General features: G+C 61.2%; 1 protein-coding gene (running past one end of the window). It reads left to right on the plus strand.

What is annotated here, in order from left to right; genetic code table 11:
• Positions 1–20,738 carry the 5' portion of a putative Ig domain-containing protein gene (locus EBBID32_RS12490; RefSeq protein WP_037490486.1) on the plus strand. The gene runs 16,102 nt beyond the window's last position, so 20,738 of the gene's 36,840 nt are visible here — the first part of the coding sequence; it begins with the start codon at positions 1–3; its stop codon lies off the right edge, out of view.

Here is a 20,738-nt window from a genome sequence, read left to right on the forward strand (position 1 = left end):
ATGCGCCGTCGGGCCGCGCTGCGAAATTCGTCCAGTCTGGCAAACCGGCTCCATTTCGAGGCGGTAGAGCCGCGCCTGTTGCTGGCGGCGGACGTGCCGCCGATCACCGGTACTATCGAAGTGCCGGGGGAAACCGATCGCTTCGCATTCACGTTGACCGAACCCAAGAAGGTGGTGTTCGATTCCCTTACCGCCACCAACAATATCTTCTGGGCACTGACCGACCAGAAGGGCAGCATTGTCTCCAACCGCAATCTGGCGCAGTCGGATTCCTATGATTTTTCGGGCGGCAACATACTCGATCTGCAAGCTGGCGAATATACACTCAGCATTGATGGCCGGGCCGACGCGACCGGCAATTATGCATTCCGCCTGCTCGATCTCGCCAATGCCGATGTGTTTACGCCGGGAGACGTGGTCAACGGGCTGCACAAGGCGAACGAAACCGCGCTCTACAAGTTCGACGCGCTGGCCGGGGACAGCTTTTTCTTCGATGCGCACAGCTACCCGGCTGAATCGACAGCGTGGCGGCTGGTCGGCCCGGACGGCGAATATGTTACAGGGCCAAATGCGTTCGACGATTCCGGTGCCTATCTGCTGAATCGTAGCGGTACGTACATGATGGAGATTGAGGGCCGGGTTTATAATTCAGCCACAGCCGACATCAGCTATTCCTTCACCTTCGGCAAGATTACGCAGACCAGCGCTGCCTTGACGATCAATGAGCGGGTGCAGGGCCGCCTCGCGACCGCGGGCAGCAGCACGGTGTTCGATTTCGACATCGCCAGCGACAGCAAGCTGCTGTTCGACAATCTGATACGCCGGGACAGCCTCAAATGGTCGCTGACCGGACCACGCGGCCAGGTGATCAACAACCGGAATTTCAACAGTTCGGATTCCTTCAATGGTGATCCGCTGCTCGATCTTGTCGCGGGACAGTATAAGCTGACGGTGTTTGCCGATGGCGACGCGACCGGTGACTTTGCCTTCCGTCTGCTCGATTTTTCGACGACGGCCACCGCGATCAGCGCAGGCGATAGTTTTGGCACGACCATCGAGGATGGTGGCGCGCTGGCCAATATTGCGCACGCCACGGGCGCGCCGCTCGATTATGCAGCGCAGGGCGGGACGATCAACCGCAGTTGGGATGTCGCCACGCTCGGCGAGCTTGAAGTCGCGAACGATGCGGCGCTCAATCCGGCGGCGATCACGGTCGAAGCATGGGTCAACGCACGCAGCGGCGGCGGCTTTTATCAGGGCATCGTCAGCAAGGTAAACGATACTGGATGGAGCAATGGCTACGGGCTGGTGCGTGTCGGGGGCAATGTCCGCTTCTTCGTCAACAACTGGAGCGATGGCTTTGTCGAGGCGCCGCTCGCGACGGATCAATGGAAGCATGTTGCTGGTGCCTATGACGGCACGACCTTGCAGCTTTATATCGATGGCGCGCTGGTTGCCGAAAAGGCCTATGACGCGGCGATCAATCACAGCGCCAATGCGCTCAACATCGGTGCGGCACCGACCGGCAATTATCAGTTTGACGGGCAGGTTGACGATGTGCGCCTGTGGGGCATGGCGCGCAGCGCGGCCGATATCGCCAGCGGATACCAGCGCCCGTTGTCAGGCAGCGAGGGCGGCCTTGCGGGCTATTGGCGTTTTGACGAGGCGACCGGTCAGAGCGCTGCGGGTCTCGCACCGGGCGCTATGGCTGCCAGCGGTGTCCTGCGGCGCGGGACAGAGACAAAGCTGTTCCGGTTCGACGGGGTGGAGGACGACCATTATTTCTTCAACCTGCTGAGCGCGAGCAACAACCAGTATATCCGGGTCTATCGCCCCGATGGCACCTTGCTGCTCAACGGATCGGGACTGGGCGATATCGACCTGGGGAAATTGCCCGAAACGGGCGAATATCTGATCGCAGTCGAAGGTTATCTCTACAATCAGGGCAGTGCGGCCTTTACCGCAGAACTGCTCAAGGTTTCGGACGATGCTGCCGCGCTGACGCTGAACGCGCTGACCAGCGGGCGGATCGATACCGGAGAAGCCGATCGCTTCACATTCACGCTGAGTGAAGCAACGAAGCTCGCCTTTGATTCGCTGACGGCGAATTCTGCGCTGAGTTGGTCGCTGACCGGGCCGTTTGGCGCGGAAATCACCGATCGAAATTTCTACTATTCCGATTCAGCCGAGATCGACACCAATGGTAACCAGCTGCTCAACCTGGCGCCTGGCACATATACGCTCACCGTCGATGGTGCCGGCGATACAGCTGCCGATTATCAGTTCCGCCTGCTCAATCTTGCAAGCGCAACCGCGCTGACACTGGGCGCAGAAACCTCCGGCAGGCTGGAGCCGGGCAATGAGACCGATATGTTCGCGTTCACCGGGCAAGAAGGCGATGCGATCACGGTCGAGCGGATTTCGAGCACGAATGCCAATGCGTTCTGGCGGCTATATGATCCGCTGGGCCGTCTCGTCACATCCGCGCGCCAGTTCAATGACGCGGTGCCGCTCACGCTCGACTATGACGGAACCTATGTTCTGATGCTCGAAGGGCGGGTGTGGGAAGGTGCGCCGGTCGACTATGCGATCAAGGTCAGCCGCACCGGCAATACGGCGCCGCCCGACAGGGGCACGGGGACTGCGTTCACCCTCGGCGCGGCGGTCGGCGATACGCTGGGTGCCGCAGACGAAATCGATCTCCACAGCTTTACCATTGCGACACCCACGAGGGTCTATTTCGACAGTCTGACGCCTGACACGGGAAAGTCATGGGCGCTGTTCGGTCCATCCGGGCGTATCACGCCGGATCGCCTCTTTTATTACACCGACAGTTTCGAGAATTACGCAAACACCTTTATCGATCTGACACAGCCGGGCGACTATCAGATTCGCGTGCAGGGCAGCACTGGCGCCTACAGCTTCCGTCTGCTTGATTTTGCAAGCGCCACGCCCGTCGCGGCGGATGGCAGCGTCACATCCTCCGCACTGACGCCAGTGCGTGAGACGGACATTTTCAGTTTTACCGCGAGCGCTGGCGAGGAAATCATCCTCGACGTGCGCGATTATCCAAATAGCGCAAGCTGGCGCATCTTTTCGAGCACCGGGCGGCAGGTATTTGGTCCTTCCGGCTTCGATTATCACCAACTCACCATGCCCGCTTCGGACACCTATTATTTTGTCGTGGAGGGCCGTGTCTGGGATAGCAGCGCGTCCGACAATTATGGCTTCATCCTCAATCGCCCGGCCGATCCCGCGCCGATCGATCTGACGCTGAATGACATCACGGAAGGCACCATCGCCAAGACAGGAGATATCCAGCGCTATCGCTTCACGGTCGATACGCAGAAGCTTGTGATTTTCGACAATTACAGCGCCGAGGTCTATCTCGAATGGGCGATGACCGGGCCGCAGACATCCGTTGGCAACCGCTTCTATTATTCGGACAGCTACGAACAGCAGAACCGCACGCCGATGCTGTTGGAGGCAGGCGACTATGAGCTGGTGGTCCGGGGATCACAGCAGGTAGAAACCGGCGGGAGGACGCTGGGCGACTATAAGTTCCGCCTGCTTGACGCCGCCGCCGGGACATTGCTTGCGGTCGATGGTTCCAGCACGTCCGGCACGCTCGATCCGGGGCGGGAAACCGATGTTTATCGCTTCACGGCGGCAGCGGACGAGAAGATCTTTTTTGACGGGATTCAGGGTGCGGGCAATGGATCGCTCAAAATCCTCGATGCCTTCGGTCAGGTCGTTTACGGCCCTACCGACTTCCGTGATGCCGCCATAACCATGCCGCGCGCCGGCACCTATACATTGCTGGTGGAAGGGCGGCCCTGGGACAACACAGCAACAATAAACTATCAGTTTGCGCTGTCGCGGATCGAGGCGGACCCTGCTCCTATTGCGCTCAATCTTGGCGAGCGGACCACCGCGACCATCGCCAAACCGACACAGAAGCAGCGTTATACATTCACGCTTACTGCGGCAAAATCCTTTTATTTTGACAGTTTTACGCCGGACAGCGAGATTTTCTGGACCATTTCCAGCGCGGGGCTGAACCTTGTCAGCAGCAATTTCTACAGCACCGATTCCTACGAAAACAATGCCGACCGCATTTTCACGCTTCCCGCTGGCGACTATGATCTGGATATTTCCGCCACCGCCGGAAAGACAGGCAGTGCCGAGTTCCGTTTGATCGACACGGCGTCCGCCACTGCGCTTACCTTCGGCCAGCCGGTTCGTTCCGACCTTACGCCGTTGCGCGAAACGGATGTTTACAGTTTTGAGGGGACGGCGGGCGAGACGATATTCTACCAGAATCTGCAAAGCCAGCCCAACGCCTCTTTGCGGATTATCGATCCCGATGGCCTTCAGTTCGTCGGTCCGACGAACATGGACAACCGCGAGATCGTGCTGCCCAAGACAGGGCGTTATCTGATCCTGCTGGAAGGGCGGGTGTGGGATGCCAGCGCCAGTCAGAGTTATGGCTTTACCCTGCAAAAGCCGACCAACCCCACCCAGACCATCGCCATCGACGGCACGACCAACGGGCTACTGACGCGCCCCGGCAAGATCGGCAACGCCCTTGCATTTTCCGCCCATGAGCAGATCCAGATCGTCGATCCCGCGCTTGACCTGCGGCAGGATGTGACGATCGAATTCTGGATCAATCCCGATCGGCAGGCGGACGCATGGTCGCCGATCGTTTACAAGGCCGATGATGCGGGACAACGCGGCTATTCCGTGTGGTTCAACTCCAGCGGCCTCATCCATTTTTCGAGTATGCGCGGCGCGTCAAACGACACGCTGGAGACGGCAAGCGGTGCGGTTCCCTATGGCGAGTGGAGCCATGTCGCCGCGGTGCTGGAGCGCAGCACCGGTACGATGAAAATCTATATCAACGGTGCGCTGGCCGCCTCCCGCTCGGTCAGCACGGCGCTGTCGAACGGTTCGCCTGACACGCCCTTGATCGTCAGCGGCACCAGCGAATATAATGAGGCCTATCGCAAGTTCGAGGGCGGGCTGGACGAAGTGCGCGTCTGGAGCAGCGGGCGCACAGAGGCACAGATCGCCGCAAATATGGATGCGGGGGCGCCGACGGACACCACTGGCCTGGCATTGCGACTGGGTCTGGATGCCGTGACGTCGGGGGCCGTGACAAATAGTGTCACCGGCGCGACGATCCCGGTTTTGCGTGACCTTGCAAACGTCAAGGGCGTGGTCGAAGGCCGTCTCAGCACGCCGGGCGACAAGCGGACCTATACATTCACCGTCGCCGAACGCACGACGATGCTGTTCGACAGTCTGCATGACAATGACCAGATGGTCGTTTCCGTCACCGGGCCGGGCGGTTTTTCGATATCGAACAATCTGCGCAACGGCGACAGTTACGAACTGGGCGGGAGCAACCCCGTTTTCACCGTCGAGCCGGGCACCTACACCATCCTGGTCGATGGCACGGGCGCCGCCACCGGAGCCTTCGCCTTCCGCTTGCTCGACTTGTCGGCGGCACCGCTGGTGCCCTTCGATACCGCGATTTCGCAGACGGCAAGCGGTTCCTCGGAAAGCTATGCCTATCGCTTGGATGTCGATCCCGGCGACAACCTGCTGTTCGACGTCCAGCAGGTGACCAATTCGGGCAACAGGGTTTCGTATCGACTGATCGATCCTTATGGCCGCCAGATTTTCGGGCCGGTCGACTTTTCTTCGCGGGAAACCGGGGCATTGGCGATCGGCGGCGTCTATACGCTGATCGTCGAGCCGCGGGTCTGGCGCGAATGGCCGGTGGATTTCCGCTTCGCTGCATATAAGGTTGCGGCCACGCCGCCGGTGGCAATCACGCTCGACGGCCCCAATCCCCAAGCGCCACAGATACAGCCTGGCAAGAGCGGCAATGCGCTTAGCCTGCGCGGGGTCGATTATGTCGAGGTGCCAAGCAGCCCGGAGGTATCGCCAACCCGCAATCTGACGGTCGAAGGCTGGTTCAAGCTCGACCGGTTCACCAACAGCTGGACGTCGCTGGTCGCCAAATCGACCCATGACACATCGCCCTATCGGATTGCGGTCAACGCCAACGGTTCGGTCTGGGCGGCTGTGCGCGATGCGTCCGGGGTGCAGTCGATCCAGACTGGCGGCGGCCTGATTGCCGCGGGTGAATGGGCGCATATCGCGCTGGTGGCCGACCGCGACGGCGGCGCGATGAAAATCCTCGTGAACGGCGTGGAGCAGGCGTCGGGGACAATCAGGATCAGCAACAATGCCGATGCTGGCGAGCCGCTGCTGATCGGCCAGTATGAGGAAGTCGAGACCAGCTACGGTCAGTGGGAAGGTGCGGTCGACAGCTTCCGCATCTGGGATGTTGCACGCAGCGAGGCCGATGTTGCCGCCGGCATGACAAGTCCGCCAATGGCGGGCACCAGTGGCCTCCTCTACGCGCTCGATTTTGAAAGTACGGCATTGAGCGGCGGCGCCCTGTTGCGCACCACCAACGCCAATGGTGTTTCCGGCCGCATCGCGCAGCCGGGCGAAAGCGATATCTACAGCTTCAGCCTGACGGCCGAAACGCTCGTCATGCTGGACAGCCTGACGAATTCGGGCGACATCAACTGGACGCTGACCGGCCCGCAAGGCGAGATTGTGAGCGCCCGGCGCTTTAGCGACACCGACTCCGCCGATTTCACTGCGTCGCCCGTGCTGCGACTGGGTGCGGGGGACTATCAGCTGAAGATCGATGCGGTCGGCAGCGTGACTGGCAATTATAACTTCCGCCTGCGTGACCTTTCCCTGGGAACGCCCCTGACGCTCGGTTCACCGGTTTCGGGAACGCTCACTCCGACGAGCGAGACCGACATTTATCGCTTCGCTGCCAATGCGGGGGAAACATTCTTCTTCGACGGTGGCACCGTCCATAACGACATGCGGTGGCGGCTGATCGATCCGTTCGGCAATGAAATATTCGGTCCCAATACGATCGGCAATATCGACGGGCAGGAGCTTGCCATCACTGGCGTCTATTCGCTGCTGATAGAGGGACGATCCTATACCGCCACGGTCGCCGACTATCAGTTCGGCGTCTATCCGATCACCACGCAGAGCGCGGCGCTCACCATCGGATCGCGTGTGGACGGATCGATCGGTACGGTGGGCGAAAGCGACGCCTACAGCTTCACGCTCGGCGCGGCCAGCAAGCTGGTGTTCGACGCCCTGACGACGGCGACAGTCTTTAACTGGACGTTGCGTGGGCCTGATGGTGTCGAGGTCAGCAGCCGCAATGTCCATGATTCCGATGGTTTTGATTTCGGCGGCAATCCGGTGCTCAGCCTTGGCGCGGGCAGCTATACGCTGACGATCGATGCGACAGCGGAAAACACGGGCGATTACAGTTTCCGCCTGCTCGACATCGCATCTGCCGAGGAACTGGTGCCGGACGGGACGTTCAATCGCACAATCGGTCAGAATGGTCAGGAAACGGACATGTTCCGCTTTACCGCCACGACCGGTATGCGCTTTGGCTTTGATGTGATCAGCAATTCTTCCGGCAACAATAGCTGGCGGCTGATCGACCCGATGGGGCAGGTGGTTTTCGGCCCCGTGGGCCTTGGCGATACCGACCTGATGACGGCGGCGATGGCAGGCACATATACCCTTCTGGTGGAAGGACGGCGTTCGGCGACCACGGATGGCAGCTACAGCTTCATCTACAATCAGCCCGCGATCCTGGCCGCAGGTGGCCAGACCAGCCAGGATTTCGACGTGGCGGGCCTGCCCTATATATTGGGCAATCACCGCGGGGTGGCCGCGCAGGTGCTGGCCGATGGCGGGGACAACGTCATAAGGCTGACTGATTCCCTGCAAGTGAACAGCCAGAATTCAATCGCCTTCTCCGCCACCGGCAGCGGGCGACAGGATGTCGTCGATCTCGGTTTCGATTTCCGCCTGACCCGCCGCGCCGGCCAGACGGGAGATGCCGACGGCTTTGGCCTTCTATATTTGCCAGTCAGCCAATATGGCAATGGGGGGCCGGGCCTGCTGGTGACGCCGGAGGCCAATCTAGCCGGTGCGCTGGGTATCGGTTTCGACACGCTGAGCAATGGCGAAGTCAACGCCAATCACATTTCCATCCATTATAATGGCGTCAAGCTGACCGACATCGCCGATCCCGGTCTGACGCTGGCCAGCGGTGATTGGGCGCGCGCGCGGCTAGTTGTGGAGCGGACCGATGGCGGATCGCTGGTCACAATCGAACTCACGCCGGAAGGTGGCGCAACCATTGCCGTCGTCACCGATTTCTTCGTGGCGGGCATGGAGCTGGAGGCTGGACGTCTGGTACTGGGTGCCAGTCAGGGCAGTGCAACAGCCGATCAGGACTTTGACAATTTCGCGATCGCCATGACCGCTGCCGCGCAGCCGATGACGGCGCTGGCGCTCAACGATGCGGTCAGCGGTTCTATCGCTGCGGCTGGCGCGGTGCAGCGCTATGAATTTACGCTGACGGAAGAAACAGCGGTCGTTTTCGATGCGCTGACCAATAATAGCGCGCTGCGCTGGGAGATTAGCGGCCCGACCCAGACACCGGCCGCGCGTAGTTTCAACAGCACGGATTCTGCGGAATTTTCCGGCAATCCGGTCATGACGCTCGCGCCCGGCACGTATCGCGTCGCCATTTCAGCCACCGGCGCCAATACAGGCAGCTTCTCATTCCGCCTTGCTTCGCTGGCGGACGGCACAGCGATCAACCTGAACGAAACGCAGGATCTCACGCTCACGCCCGGCAACCTGACGGAAATATACCGGTTCGATGCTTCCGCCGGACAATCTCTGTTTTTCGACCTGCTCAGCGGATCGAATGATCCCTTCTGGCGACTGATCGACCCGGCTGGCAATCTGGTTTTCAACACGACGCGGGTTGGGGATGTCGAGGAGCCGCTGTTACCGCTCGACGGCACCTACACGCTCCTGGTTGAAGGGCGCGTGGGCACGTCCGCGCCGCAGACTCTCAGTTTCCGTGTGGTCGATATGGTCGACAGCACCACGGCGCTGACGATCGGCGAAACAGTCAGCGGCACCATCGCCGCGTCAGGCGCGAAGGCACGCTACACCTTCAGCGTCAGCGATCCGCAATATCTGATATTCGACAGCCTGATCAACACGACCCAGATCGCATGGACGCTGACTGGCCCCTCCGGGACGATCCTTTCGCGCCATTTCCAGAATGCCGATGCCCATTCCGGCGCATCGCCCGGAGCGATCTTTTTCGAGCCGGGCGACTATGCCATCACGGTCGATGCCAATGATGATCTGACCGGTGATTTTGCCTTCCGCCTGCTCGATCTGGCGCTGGCGAGCGATCTTGTGCTCAACGCGCCGACCACCGGACGGCTGGAGCCGGGCAACAGCACCAATCTCTACAAATTCACCGGCGCTGTCGGTGACGAGATATATTTCGATTTCATCTCCAGCCCCGGATCGGGCCAGTGGCGGCTGTTCGATCCCGATGGCCGGGTGGCGATGAGCGCCAACTACCGCACGGACACCGGCTTCATCACGCTTGAGAAGGCGGGCGTCTATACGCTGGCCTATGAAGGCCAGATCGGCGAAGGCGGACCGGTCGATTACCAGTTTCAGGTCGACAAGGTCGTGCACAAGAGCCGCACGATCGATCTGGGCGAGACGATCAGTTCGACGCTCGATCAACCCGGCCAGCGGGAGGATCTGCTTTTCACGTTGACCGAGGAAACCCTGGTCTATGTCGATGCGCTGTCGCCGTTCGGCGATGTCAGCTGGCGGCTGACCGGCCCGGCCGGTGACTTCGCCGCGCTGCCCTTCACCCAGACGGACAGTTACGATCGATCCAACGCCCAGGTGGTCTATCGTCTGCCCGCTGGCGATCATGTGCTGCGGATCGAAAGCGGCACGACGGCGGACCGGGACTATTCCATCCGTTTGCAGAAGCTCTCTGATGCGCTGCCGATCACGCCGGGCGTGCCGGTCAATGGCACGCTCAGCCCCGGCTCCGAAACCGACATGTACCGGTTCGACGGTGAGGCGGGCGACCGCTTCTTCTTCGACAGGCTCAGCTATGCGGGCGTGTCCACCCACTGGCGGCTGATCGCGCCCAACGGCAGGCAGCTATTTGCCGGTGACATGAACGATGTCGATACGCTCGTCCTTCCCGATAGCGGCTCCTATACGCTGCTGATCGAAGGCTATGTGCAACAGGCCGCATCGGTCGGGACCTATAGTTTCAACGTGATCGAAAATACTTTGATCGCGCCTATCCGCATTTCCTCGCTGGAAGTGCGGCCCTCGCCCGATCTCATCCCGATCGAGCTGGCGGTCAGCAGCAGCGGCACGATCAGTTCCGGCAGCGAGATCACCATCAGCTGGAAAACACGCAATCAGGGTACGCGTCCGACCAGTGGCGCGTGGCAGGACCGGGTGTTGTTGCGCAATCTGGATACCAACGAGATTATCGGCAACATCCTGCTGGATGACAGCGGCACGGTGATCACCGCGGAGGGGGAACGGCAGCGGCAAACCACGCTTACGCTGCCCACGGGCAATCGCGGCGTAGGCCGGATCGGCGTGACGGTGACGAACGATGTCGCCAACACGATCGGCGAAGAAAATATCCTAGGCACGGCCGAAACCAACAATGCCGCGACGCTGGAGTTCACGTCGCAACTGGCCCCGTTCCGCGATCTCGTCGTTACCGATGTCGCAGCGGACCCGGCAGGTGGGTGGAACCCCGGCGATACCGTTACGGTCAACTGGACCACCACCAACGCGGGCAATAGCGCCACGGCGGCGGACTTCAGCGAACGCCTGTTCGTGCGCAACAGCCTGACGGGCCAGCAGGTGCAGGTCGCCACGGTCGGCTTTACCGGGACATTGGGCGCGGAGGCGGCGGCGCAACGGTCCGCGCAGATCATCTGGCCTGCCGGAATATTGGGGCAGGGTGTATTTGAATTTTCGGTGGTCACCGATATCTTCGACCAGGTCGCTGAGGCCAATACCGCCGCCACTGGCGAGACCAACAACAGCACGGCGGAAACGATCACGTCCGCGCCCGATCTCCAGATACGCAATCTGGCCATCACCAACAGCGCGCCTGCTTCGGGCGATGTGATCACGCTGACATGGGATGAAAGCAATCTGGGTAATGTCGGCACCCTTGCAGGGTTCGACAATCGCCTGCTGGTGCAGAATCTGACCACCGGCGAGACGCTGCTCAACAGCACGATCATCACGACCAGCGCTTTGGCGGCAGGGGAAAGCCGCGCCCGCACCACCAGCTTCACCCTGCCTGAAGGACAGCGGGCGGTTGGGGACATCCGGGTCACCATCATTGCCGACAGCAATGCGAACGGGCAGACGAGCGTGCGCGAGGCTGCCGCCGGGGTCGCGGCAGAGGGGAATAATAGCGCGCAAGCCGCGGTCGCCGTGACTGCCCGGCAATATGCAGATTTGCGCGTCAGCAATGTCAGTGCGCCGGCCAATGGACTGGGCGGGGGCAACATCACGGTCAGCTGGACCGTGACCAACGCCGGTGTGGCCACGGCGGACGGTGTTGCATGGACCGACCGGGTGATATTGAGCATCGATGCCATCATCGGCAACGCAGACGATGTCATACTCGGCAATATCGCCCGAAACGGCGCGCTGGCCGAGGGGGGCAGCTATAATGGTTCGGGTACGCTGGCCCTGCCGAACGTGAATTCGGGCGATTATCGCATCTTTGTGGTGGCCGACGCGGCGCAGGACATTGTCGAACCCGATACGCGGGCAGACAATGTCGGTGGCCCCGCAAACGTCGCGATTACCAGCCGCGCACCCAATCTGGTGACGGAGGCCATATCCGGCCCGACTGCCACCGTGCTGGGCGGCGATCCCTTCACGGTTTCATGGCGGGTGCGCAACACTGGTGACGCCGCCGCTGCGGGCGGTCATGTCGATCGGCTTGTGCTGTCGGCCGATGGGGTCGCCGATGCGGATGACCTGATTCTGGCCGAAGTTTCGCGCGATGCCGGACTGGCAATAGGCGACAGCTATACCGTATCCGTTCAGGCGCGTGTGCAGGACGGACGCAGCGGCGATTATCGCCTGATATTGGTGACCGATGCCGGAAGCACGGTGTTTGAAAACGGGCTTGAAGGCGACAATGCCGGTGTCTCGGCTCCTGTCCGTTTCGCGGTTGCGCCGTCAGGCAATCTGGTCGTCGAAAGCGTCACCGCGCCTGCGGGCGCACGACCGGGCGAAACGGTAGAGGTCAGCTACATCATCCGCAACAGCGGCACGGTGACGGCGAGTGCGCCCTGGGCCGATCGCATCTATGTGGATGATGACACGACCGTTTCCGGCGCCACTACGCTTGCCAGCGTCGTCCGCACATTCGATCTGGCACCGGGCGAGGCCTATGAGGTGCATCAGTCGGTCACATTGCCCGTGAGCCTGGCCGATGGCACATATAATATCCTTGTCCGCGCCGATGTTGGCCAGCAAGTGTTTGAAGGCGGCATAGAGGCGGACAATGACGGCGCGTCGGGCGCGCTTACGCTGACCCACCCCGATCTGGTGCCGATCAACGTTACACTGCCGGGCGGCGTCAATCCGCAATCGAACAGCGACATTGCCATGACGTGGCAGATCCGCAACGATGGGACAGGGGCCAGCATTGGTGGCTGGACGGACAGCCTCTGGTTATCGCGCGATGGCATCGTCGGTGCCGGGGACATCAAACTGGGCGAAGTCGTGCGCGGATCGAGCCTGGGCGTCGGCGAAGTTTACGACGGCGCGCTCACGGTCCATCTGCCGATTGATGCTTCGGGTGAATATCGCATCATCGTGCAGAGCGACAGCACAGCCGCTGTGCCCGAAACCAGTGCGGGCGAAACCAACAATAATGCCTCTGTCGCACTCACCGTCGGCCTTGCGCCTTATGCCGATCTGGACGTCAGCAACGTCACCGCACCAGCCCGCACGATCAATGATCCCGCGCGCGTCACTGTCGGCTGGACGGTCACCAATATCGGCACCGGGCTGGGGACCGCCGATAGCTGGACAGACCGCGTCTATGTGTCGCGCGATGAGATATTCGGCGATGGCGATGACATATTGCTGGGTGAACTGGTACATTCTGGCGGGTTGGCACTGGGCGAAAGCTATGACGCCAACCTTGATCTGATCCTGCCCGCCGGATTCTACGGTCGCTATACCCTGTTCGTCCGTTCAGACGCGACAGAGACGGTGTTCGAGAACGGTTCGGATGCCAACCGCACCGCTCTGGCGGGCTTCTTCGATGTGTCGCCCATTGCCTGGGCGGATCTGCAGATCGAAAGCGTGGTCGCGCCCACATTGGCGCAATCGGGCACGTCCATCGATGTGACATGGCGGGAAAGCAATCAGGGCATCGGCCTGACCAACACCGGCGAATGGTTCGACAGCGTCTACCTGGAGAGGACCGATGGCAGTGGCCGGATATTGCTTGGTTCGGTCAACCATCTCGGTTTCCTTGGGGTGGGGGACAGTTATGACCGCACCGCCAACTTCACTCTGCCCGATGGGATAGCGGGAGACTATCGCATCGTCGTGGTCGCGCCGGGCGGCGACGATCCACGCAATCAGCCCTATGAATTTGCCTTTACCGGCAACAATAGCGGCACATCCGCCCCGATCAGCATCTCGCTTGCGCCGCCACCCGATCTTCGCGTCACGGCCATCTCCGCTCCGGCAAATGGCGTAGAGGGCGGCGTGGTCGACATTAGCTGGACGGTGAAGAATGAAGGGCTGAGCGCGGCCGAAGGCAGTTGGGTGGACAAGGTCTATCTGCGCAAGGCGGGCGACAGCGGCGCGGGTACGCTGATCGGCACCTATAGCTATACCGGCCCGCTGGCGGCGGGCACCAGCTATACAAGGCGTGAGGAAATGCGTCTGCCGGCCAAAACCAGCGACCGGTTCGAGGTAATTGTCGTCACTGATGCGGCCGACGCCGTTTACGAACATACGGCCGAGACTAACAATCGCTCGGTCGATGATGAGTCCATCCTGGTATCTGTACTGCCGCGCCCCGATTTGCAGATCAGCGAAATCATTGCGCCTGACACCGTGACAGCAGGTGCCACCGCCTCCGTCGATTTCACCGTGATCAATCAGGGGCTGATCGAAGCCAATGGCAACTGGACCGATCAGGTCTGGCTGTCGCTGGATGACAAGATCAGCGGCGACGACATTCTCGTGTCGCAGCTGGCCAATCCGATCGCGCTGGATTCGCTGGAAAGCTATGAGTCGAGTTCGGCGACATTCACGGTGCCATTGCGGTTCCGGGGCAATGTTTTCGTGCTGGTGGCCACGGATACCGGCAATGCCGTCGACGAATGGCCCAACGACACGTCGGCCAGCAACGTGCGCGCGCAGCAGATTTATGTCGAACCGGTGCCGTTTGCCGATCTCGTCGTCGACAATGTCGTCACCAATGCCCAGGCGTTCGAGGGCAACAGCGTGCCGGTGCGCTATACCGTGACCAATCGTGGCGCGGGCACCAGCAATCTTGGTCAGTGGACCGAGCAGATCTGGCTGACCAGGGACAAGAACCGGCCGCACCCCGGTCTGGGCGACATATTGCTGACCAGTCTTACCTACACTGGCGGCCCGCTGGAGGAAGGGCAGGGCTATGATCGCGAACTGACTGTCACCCTGCCTGCCAGCGTGGTTTCCGGCACCTATTATATCATGCCCTGGGTCGATCCCTATGCGACGTTGCTGGAGGATTCGCTGGCGATCAACGTCAATCCCGATGATCCGGCCGAAATCCAGAGCAGCAATTATCGTGCCCGCGCGATCCAGATCGTTGGCACCCCGCCTGTTTCCAGCACGCGCGCCATTGCGGTGACGGACGTGACCGCCCCGGCGTCGGCCAAGGGTGGCGATGATTTCACCGTCAGCTGGACGGTGCGGTCAACCGGTGATGCGCAGGCCACTGGCTGGACGGACCGGGTCTATCTGTCTGATGCGCCGTTGCTGGAGGATGCGCGCAACATATTCGATCTTGGCAGCTTCCAGAATCTCTCGCCGCTCGATCCGGGTGCGAGCTATACCAACAGCGCGACGTTCAAACTCAATCCTGCGGCCGCGGGCCTTTACGTCATCGTCAGGTCGACACTGGGCGGAGACCCCAACGCGCTCGACAATGCAAAATTCGCCAGCACCAACGTGACGAACGCGCCTGCCGACCTGCAGGTGGTCAGCGTGGTGCCCGCTGCGCCGGGTGTGATCGCTTATTCAGGTGAACGGACAAGCGTTACCTATACCGTCGAGAATAAAGGCGCGCCGGTTTGGTCCGGCACGCAATATTGGACCGATCAGGTGTGGGTGTCGAAGGACCCGACATTCATTCAGAGCCGCGCAATTTATGTAGGATCGGTCACACAGGCCAATAGCGGGCTGGGCACGGGGCAGAGTTACAGCAACACGCTGGAGTTCGACATGCCACCGGGGGTGGATGGCGAATATTATGTCTATGTGTTTACCAACACGCCATCGCGTCCTGTTGTGCCCGCCGATATCGTCAGGTCGGGCAATAATGACGGATTGAGGGATGATACTTTCCGCAAGTTCGTGTTCGAGCTGCCCGCCGGAACGGTCGAGCAGGCGCAGTTCCCGGTCGTCTATCGCGAGGCGGACCTCAAGGTTACCGAGCTGACCCTGCCGGACACGCTGCCTGCGGGCGGCACGGTTGAAATCAGCTTCCGCGTCGAAAATGTCGGTACGCGGGCGACGCGCGAGGATTCCTGGGTGGACCGGGTCTATTTGTCGCTCGATGCCTCGCTCGATGAAGGCGACTGGCTGATGTCGCGGGAAGCTTCGCCCGGCGTTATCGTCCGCGCGGAAAACACGCATATCGGCATACTCAATCCCGGCGAATCCTATATTGCGAAGGTGACCGTCAGCCTGCCGTTCGAGCTGGAGGGTGATTTCAACGTCATCGCGGCGGCGGATTCAGGGCTTGAGCAGTCGGGCTATGCCAAAAGCACGCTGTCGCCGCGCCTTGCCGGTGTGCGCGGCGCGGTCAATGGCAAGGTCAGGGAATATGCAGGGGAGGGCAACAACCTTACCGTGCAACCGGTCACGCTGACGCCCTACACCCCGCCGGACCTTCAGGTCGCTGCGCTCAGCGCACCTTTGCGCGCTACCCGCGGCCAGCCCTTCCGCGTGGAATATAGCGTCACCAATGCGGGCGGCGCGACCCCAACCCTGCAACCGCAGTGGGACGACCTTGTCTATCTTTCCCGTGATCCGTTTCTCGACCTGACATCGGACCGTTTCCTGGGCTCGATCCGGCATACAGGAGGTCTGGACGCGGGCGACACCTATTCCGTCGTCAAGGATTTCGTCGTTCCGGGCGATCTGGGCACCGAAGCCTATTATGTTTTCGTGGTGACCGATCCGGCGCGCTATGACGCCACCGGCAGTCTTTTTGAAGCGGACGAGCGCAACAATATCCGTGGCAGCGACGTGCCGATGGTGATCGAACTGCCGCCGCCAACCGACATTCAGGTCACCGATATCGTGGCGCCCGACAACAAGCAGGCGGGTGATCCTGTCTCCATAAGCTGGACGGTGACGAACAAAAGCACGGTCACTGCTTCGGGCAGCTGGAGCGACGCTGTCTATCTGTCGCGCGATGCGACCTGGGACGTTGGCGACAAATTGCTGGGTCGCGCCAATTTCTCCGGATCGCTGCTGGCGGACCAGAGCTATACGCTCAGCCTGGACACAACGCTGCCGGGCGCGGCGGCGGGCGATTATCGCATCATCGTTCGGGCCGATGCGCGCAACCAGTTGTTCGAGGATGTGGGCGAGGCGAACAACATCACCGCCGCCGCCAACGCCACCAGCATCTCCATCGAGGCGCTGACGCTCGGAATCCCGCTGTCGGCCAATCTCAAGCCGGGGCAGGAGCGGCTGTACCGTATCGTCGTGCCCGCCGATCAGACCTTGCGGCTGCGCGTGGCGTCCGATGATGAGCGTGCGATCAACGAAGTGTTTTTGCGGCACGACGATGTGCCGACCTCCGCGCTGTTCGATGCGACCTATACCGGACCGCTGGCGCAGGAATTGACCGCGATCGTGCCGGATACGGAGCCGGGCGTCTATTATGTGATGGTGCGCGGCTATAGCGGACCGGACGAAGGCAGTACGGTACGGCTGATCGCCGATCTGATGCCGATGGTGATCACCAGCATAGAGACCGATACCGGTGGCGACAGCCGCTATGTGACCACGACGATCAAGGGGGCGCGTTTTCACGAGAATGCGATCCTGAAACTGTCCCGGCCTGGCATTGCCGAGTTTGAGCCGGTGGCTTGGGAGGTGGTCGACAGCAGCACGATCATCGCGACATTCGATTTTACCGATGCGCCCCATGGCCTTTACGACCTGAAGGTCACCAATCCTGATGGTGCCGAAACCGTCGAACCCTATCGTTTCCTCATCGAGCGTGGGATCGAACCCGAAGTCACCATCGGCGTGGGCGGACCGCGTGTCATACTGGCGGGCGATCAGGCGACCTATTCCATCGCGCTCCAGAATATTTCCAACCTCGACGCGCCCTACACCTATTTCCAGGTCGGCGTGCCCGAACTCAATTACAACCAATATGTCTATGGCCTCAAATTCCTCGAATTCTTCACCAATGTGCGTGGTATTCCAGAGGGCGCAGAGGGCAGCGACAATGCCAATATTCCCTTCATCAACCTGGAATCGATCACCAATACCAACGGCCAGTTGCTGACATCGGGCTTCCTGTTCGATCAGCCCGCTGATGGCTTTGGCGGCTTTACCGTCAACATCCGCACCTATCCCGGCCTTAAGGAAATGGCGGATCGTGCCTTCAGCGCGTTTCAGGACAGGATGAACAGCCTGTTCCCCGACCTCGCACCGATCCTGGACGGTGGCGAGGGTGGCCTTGGCGACTGGTGGGAAGCGGTCAAGGACAAGGTGAGCGAGATCATGCCTGCCGCGCGCAGCACGCTCGACCAGCTCGATTTCGTCGGCCTTTATCAGCAGAATACTGCCGTTCCCAGCAAGGATGAAATCCCGTTCATCCCGTTCCGCTTCCATATTGTCGCGGCGGCCACGACGATGACGCGGGCCGAATTTGTCGACTTCCAGTCGAAGGAAGCGCGCGACCTGCGCACCGCGATCCTTGAGGCGAATGATGCGCCGGCGCCGTTGCTGGCGCTCGCTGCCGATGAAGCGCAGTGGACCGACCTCTATCTCGCCGCGCTGGAACAGGCCGGTCTGCTGCGCGACGAGCAGGACGTGCCGCCCATTCGGACGAAACAACATATTGTCAGCATGATGACGACGCTGGCATCGGGCATATTGTTCGGCCCCGGCGGCTCTGCGGTACGCTCCACGGGCGATCTGCTCGCCTTCTTCGATCAGGTCCGCGCCTATTACGGGCATCAGGACGGGCTGATGGCCGCCATCGAATATATGGACCCGCGCCATAGCGACAAATATGATGGCGAGATACCGGTTCCGGCGCTGCCGGTGCGGGCGGACTATGATCTGGGCCTGTCCACGCCCACGCATTTCGAGGCGTTCCGGATTTTCGTGCCATGGGTGCCGTTCGACCAGCGCGGCGCAGGACTGCCCGCCGATTTCCAGATCAACGGGCCGGAACCGGTGGACGGGCAGGAATTTGCCCAGCTCGATTTTTCCCGCTTTTTCGCTAGCGAAGGGCAGGTCAACCGGCTGGCATCGATCACTGGTCCGCAGACGCTCGACACGCAGGGCTGGCTGCCGGGCGCGGCGGAACTGCCCTATACCGTCAGCTTTGAAAATGCGGCGGGTTCAGCGCGCTATACCAACGAAATCCAGGTCGTGACCACGCTCGACCCCGATCTCGATCCGCGCAGCTTCCGTCTTGGCGATATCAAGATCGGCGATATCAATATCGACGTGCCGGATGGCCGCACCAGTTTCGACGCCGAGATCGACTTCACCGCCACACGCGGGTTCATCCTGCGGGTGAGCGCGGTGCTGGACCTGTTTCAGGAACCGGCGAGTGCAAGCTGGCTCATCCAGGCGATAGACCCGCTGACCGGCGAAGTCCTGCAGGATGCAACCCGCGGTCTGCTGGCCCCCAATGATGCCAGCGGTACAGGCGCGGGCTTTGTCAGCTACACCATTGTCCCTGGGGACGATGTGGCGACCGGCGAGCGCATTTCCGCCTCCGCGCGGGTGCTGATGGACGGCTTCGCGCCAGAAGATACCATTGTCCTGAGCCAAATGGTGGATGCCGCCGCGCCGACCAGCACGCTCACCGCCAAAAGAGTGGGCACGACAGCGAATTTCGAGGTCAACTGGCGTGTTCTGGATGACGTCGGCGGTTCCGGCGTCAAGCATGTGACGCTTTACGCCGCGGAAGATGGTGGTGATTTCAAAATCTGGCAACGCATGTTGCCCGAGGTGACCGGTGTGCTTGTCTTTGAGGGAGAGGCCGGCAAAAGTTATGAATTCCTGGCCCTGGCGACTGATATTGCGGGCAATCGCGAAGTGCCCAAACCCGGCGTCAACGCGATTTCCGATGGGTCCAGCGTCAATCTGGGCGGTGTGCCGACCGTGCCCGACACGACCGCGCCGAATTTTGGGCAGCCGCCCGCACCGACGCCGGAGCCTTCGACCAATGCGCTGTTCACGCAGGCCGAAGCGCTGGTTCCTGCCGCCGCTCCGCTGAGTGCGCCGAGCGAATTTGATTCTGTGCTCAGTCCCTTTGTCGCACGCGCCTTCGCCACCGGCATCACCCGCAGCACGACCGAAATCGGGCCGATGGCGATTGTGGAGACACCGGAGGGCGACTTCCTGGTCTCCGGCGGTACCAATCGCGGCACGATCTGGAAATTCAGCGGGCAGGGCGGCGCGGCGGCAACGCCCTTTGCAGAGTTGGACACGGCCATTTTCAACATGGCGTTCGATGCCGATGGCGGGCTGTGGGCAACCACCGGCGGCGGGCCGCTGCTAAGGCTCGATCCCGTAACCGGGGCCATTCTCGACCGGTTCGGCGATGGCGTGACCATTGCGCTGGCGGTGCATCCTACGACCGGCAAAATCTATGTGTCGACGAACAGCGGTATTTCGATCTTTGACCCCGACGATGGCAGCTTCACCCAGTGGAGCAGGGACGAAAATCTGCGCGTCGGCAGTCTGGCTTTCGACAATGATGGTGCATTGTGGGCGGTGACATGGCCGGATCGCAAGCAGGTGGTGCGCTTCACGGATCGCGCGCGTGCGGAAACGATGCTGACCTTCGACGCGCCCGCAGATTCGCTGGCATTCGGCAAGGCAGGGACGCGGCTCGAAGCATTGCTGTTCGTCACGCATACCGCGGGAACTGTCGACGATGCGGGTCTGGCAGAACCGGGTGGTGCGCTCACCATGGTGGACACCGCTACTTTGCGTCGCATTGACGTGGCGAAGGGGGGATCGCGCGGCGATGTCGTCATCACGACCAGCGACGGCCGCGTCCTCGTCAGCCAGAGCAATCAGGTCGACATTATCGCGCCAGCCACCGCGCCCGTCGTCGTCGCCACGAATCCGTCTCCCGGTGCGCAGATCGCGCTGCCGCAGGCCTTCCTGTCGGTCACATTCGATCAGGACATGTTCGCCGGATCGGCCAGTCAGGCCGGGTCGGTCACCAACGCGGAGTATTACACGCTCCATCACGCCACTCT

The organism is Sphingobium indicum BiD32 (assembly GCF_000382885.1).
Lineage (GTDB): Bacteria > Pseudomonadota > Alphaproteobacteria > Sphingomonadales > Sphingomonadaceae > Sphingobium > Sphingobium japonicum_C.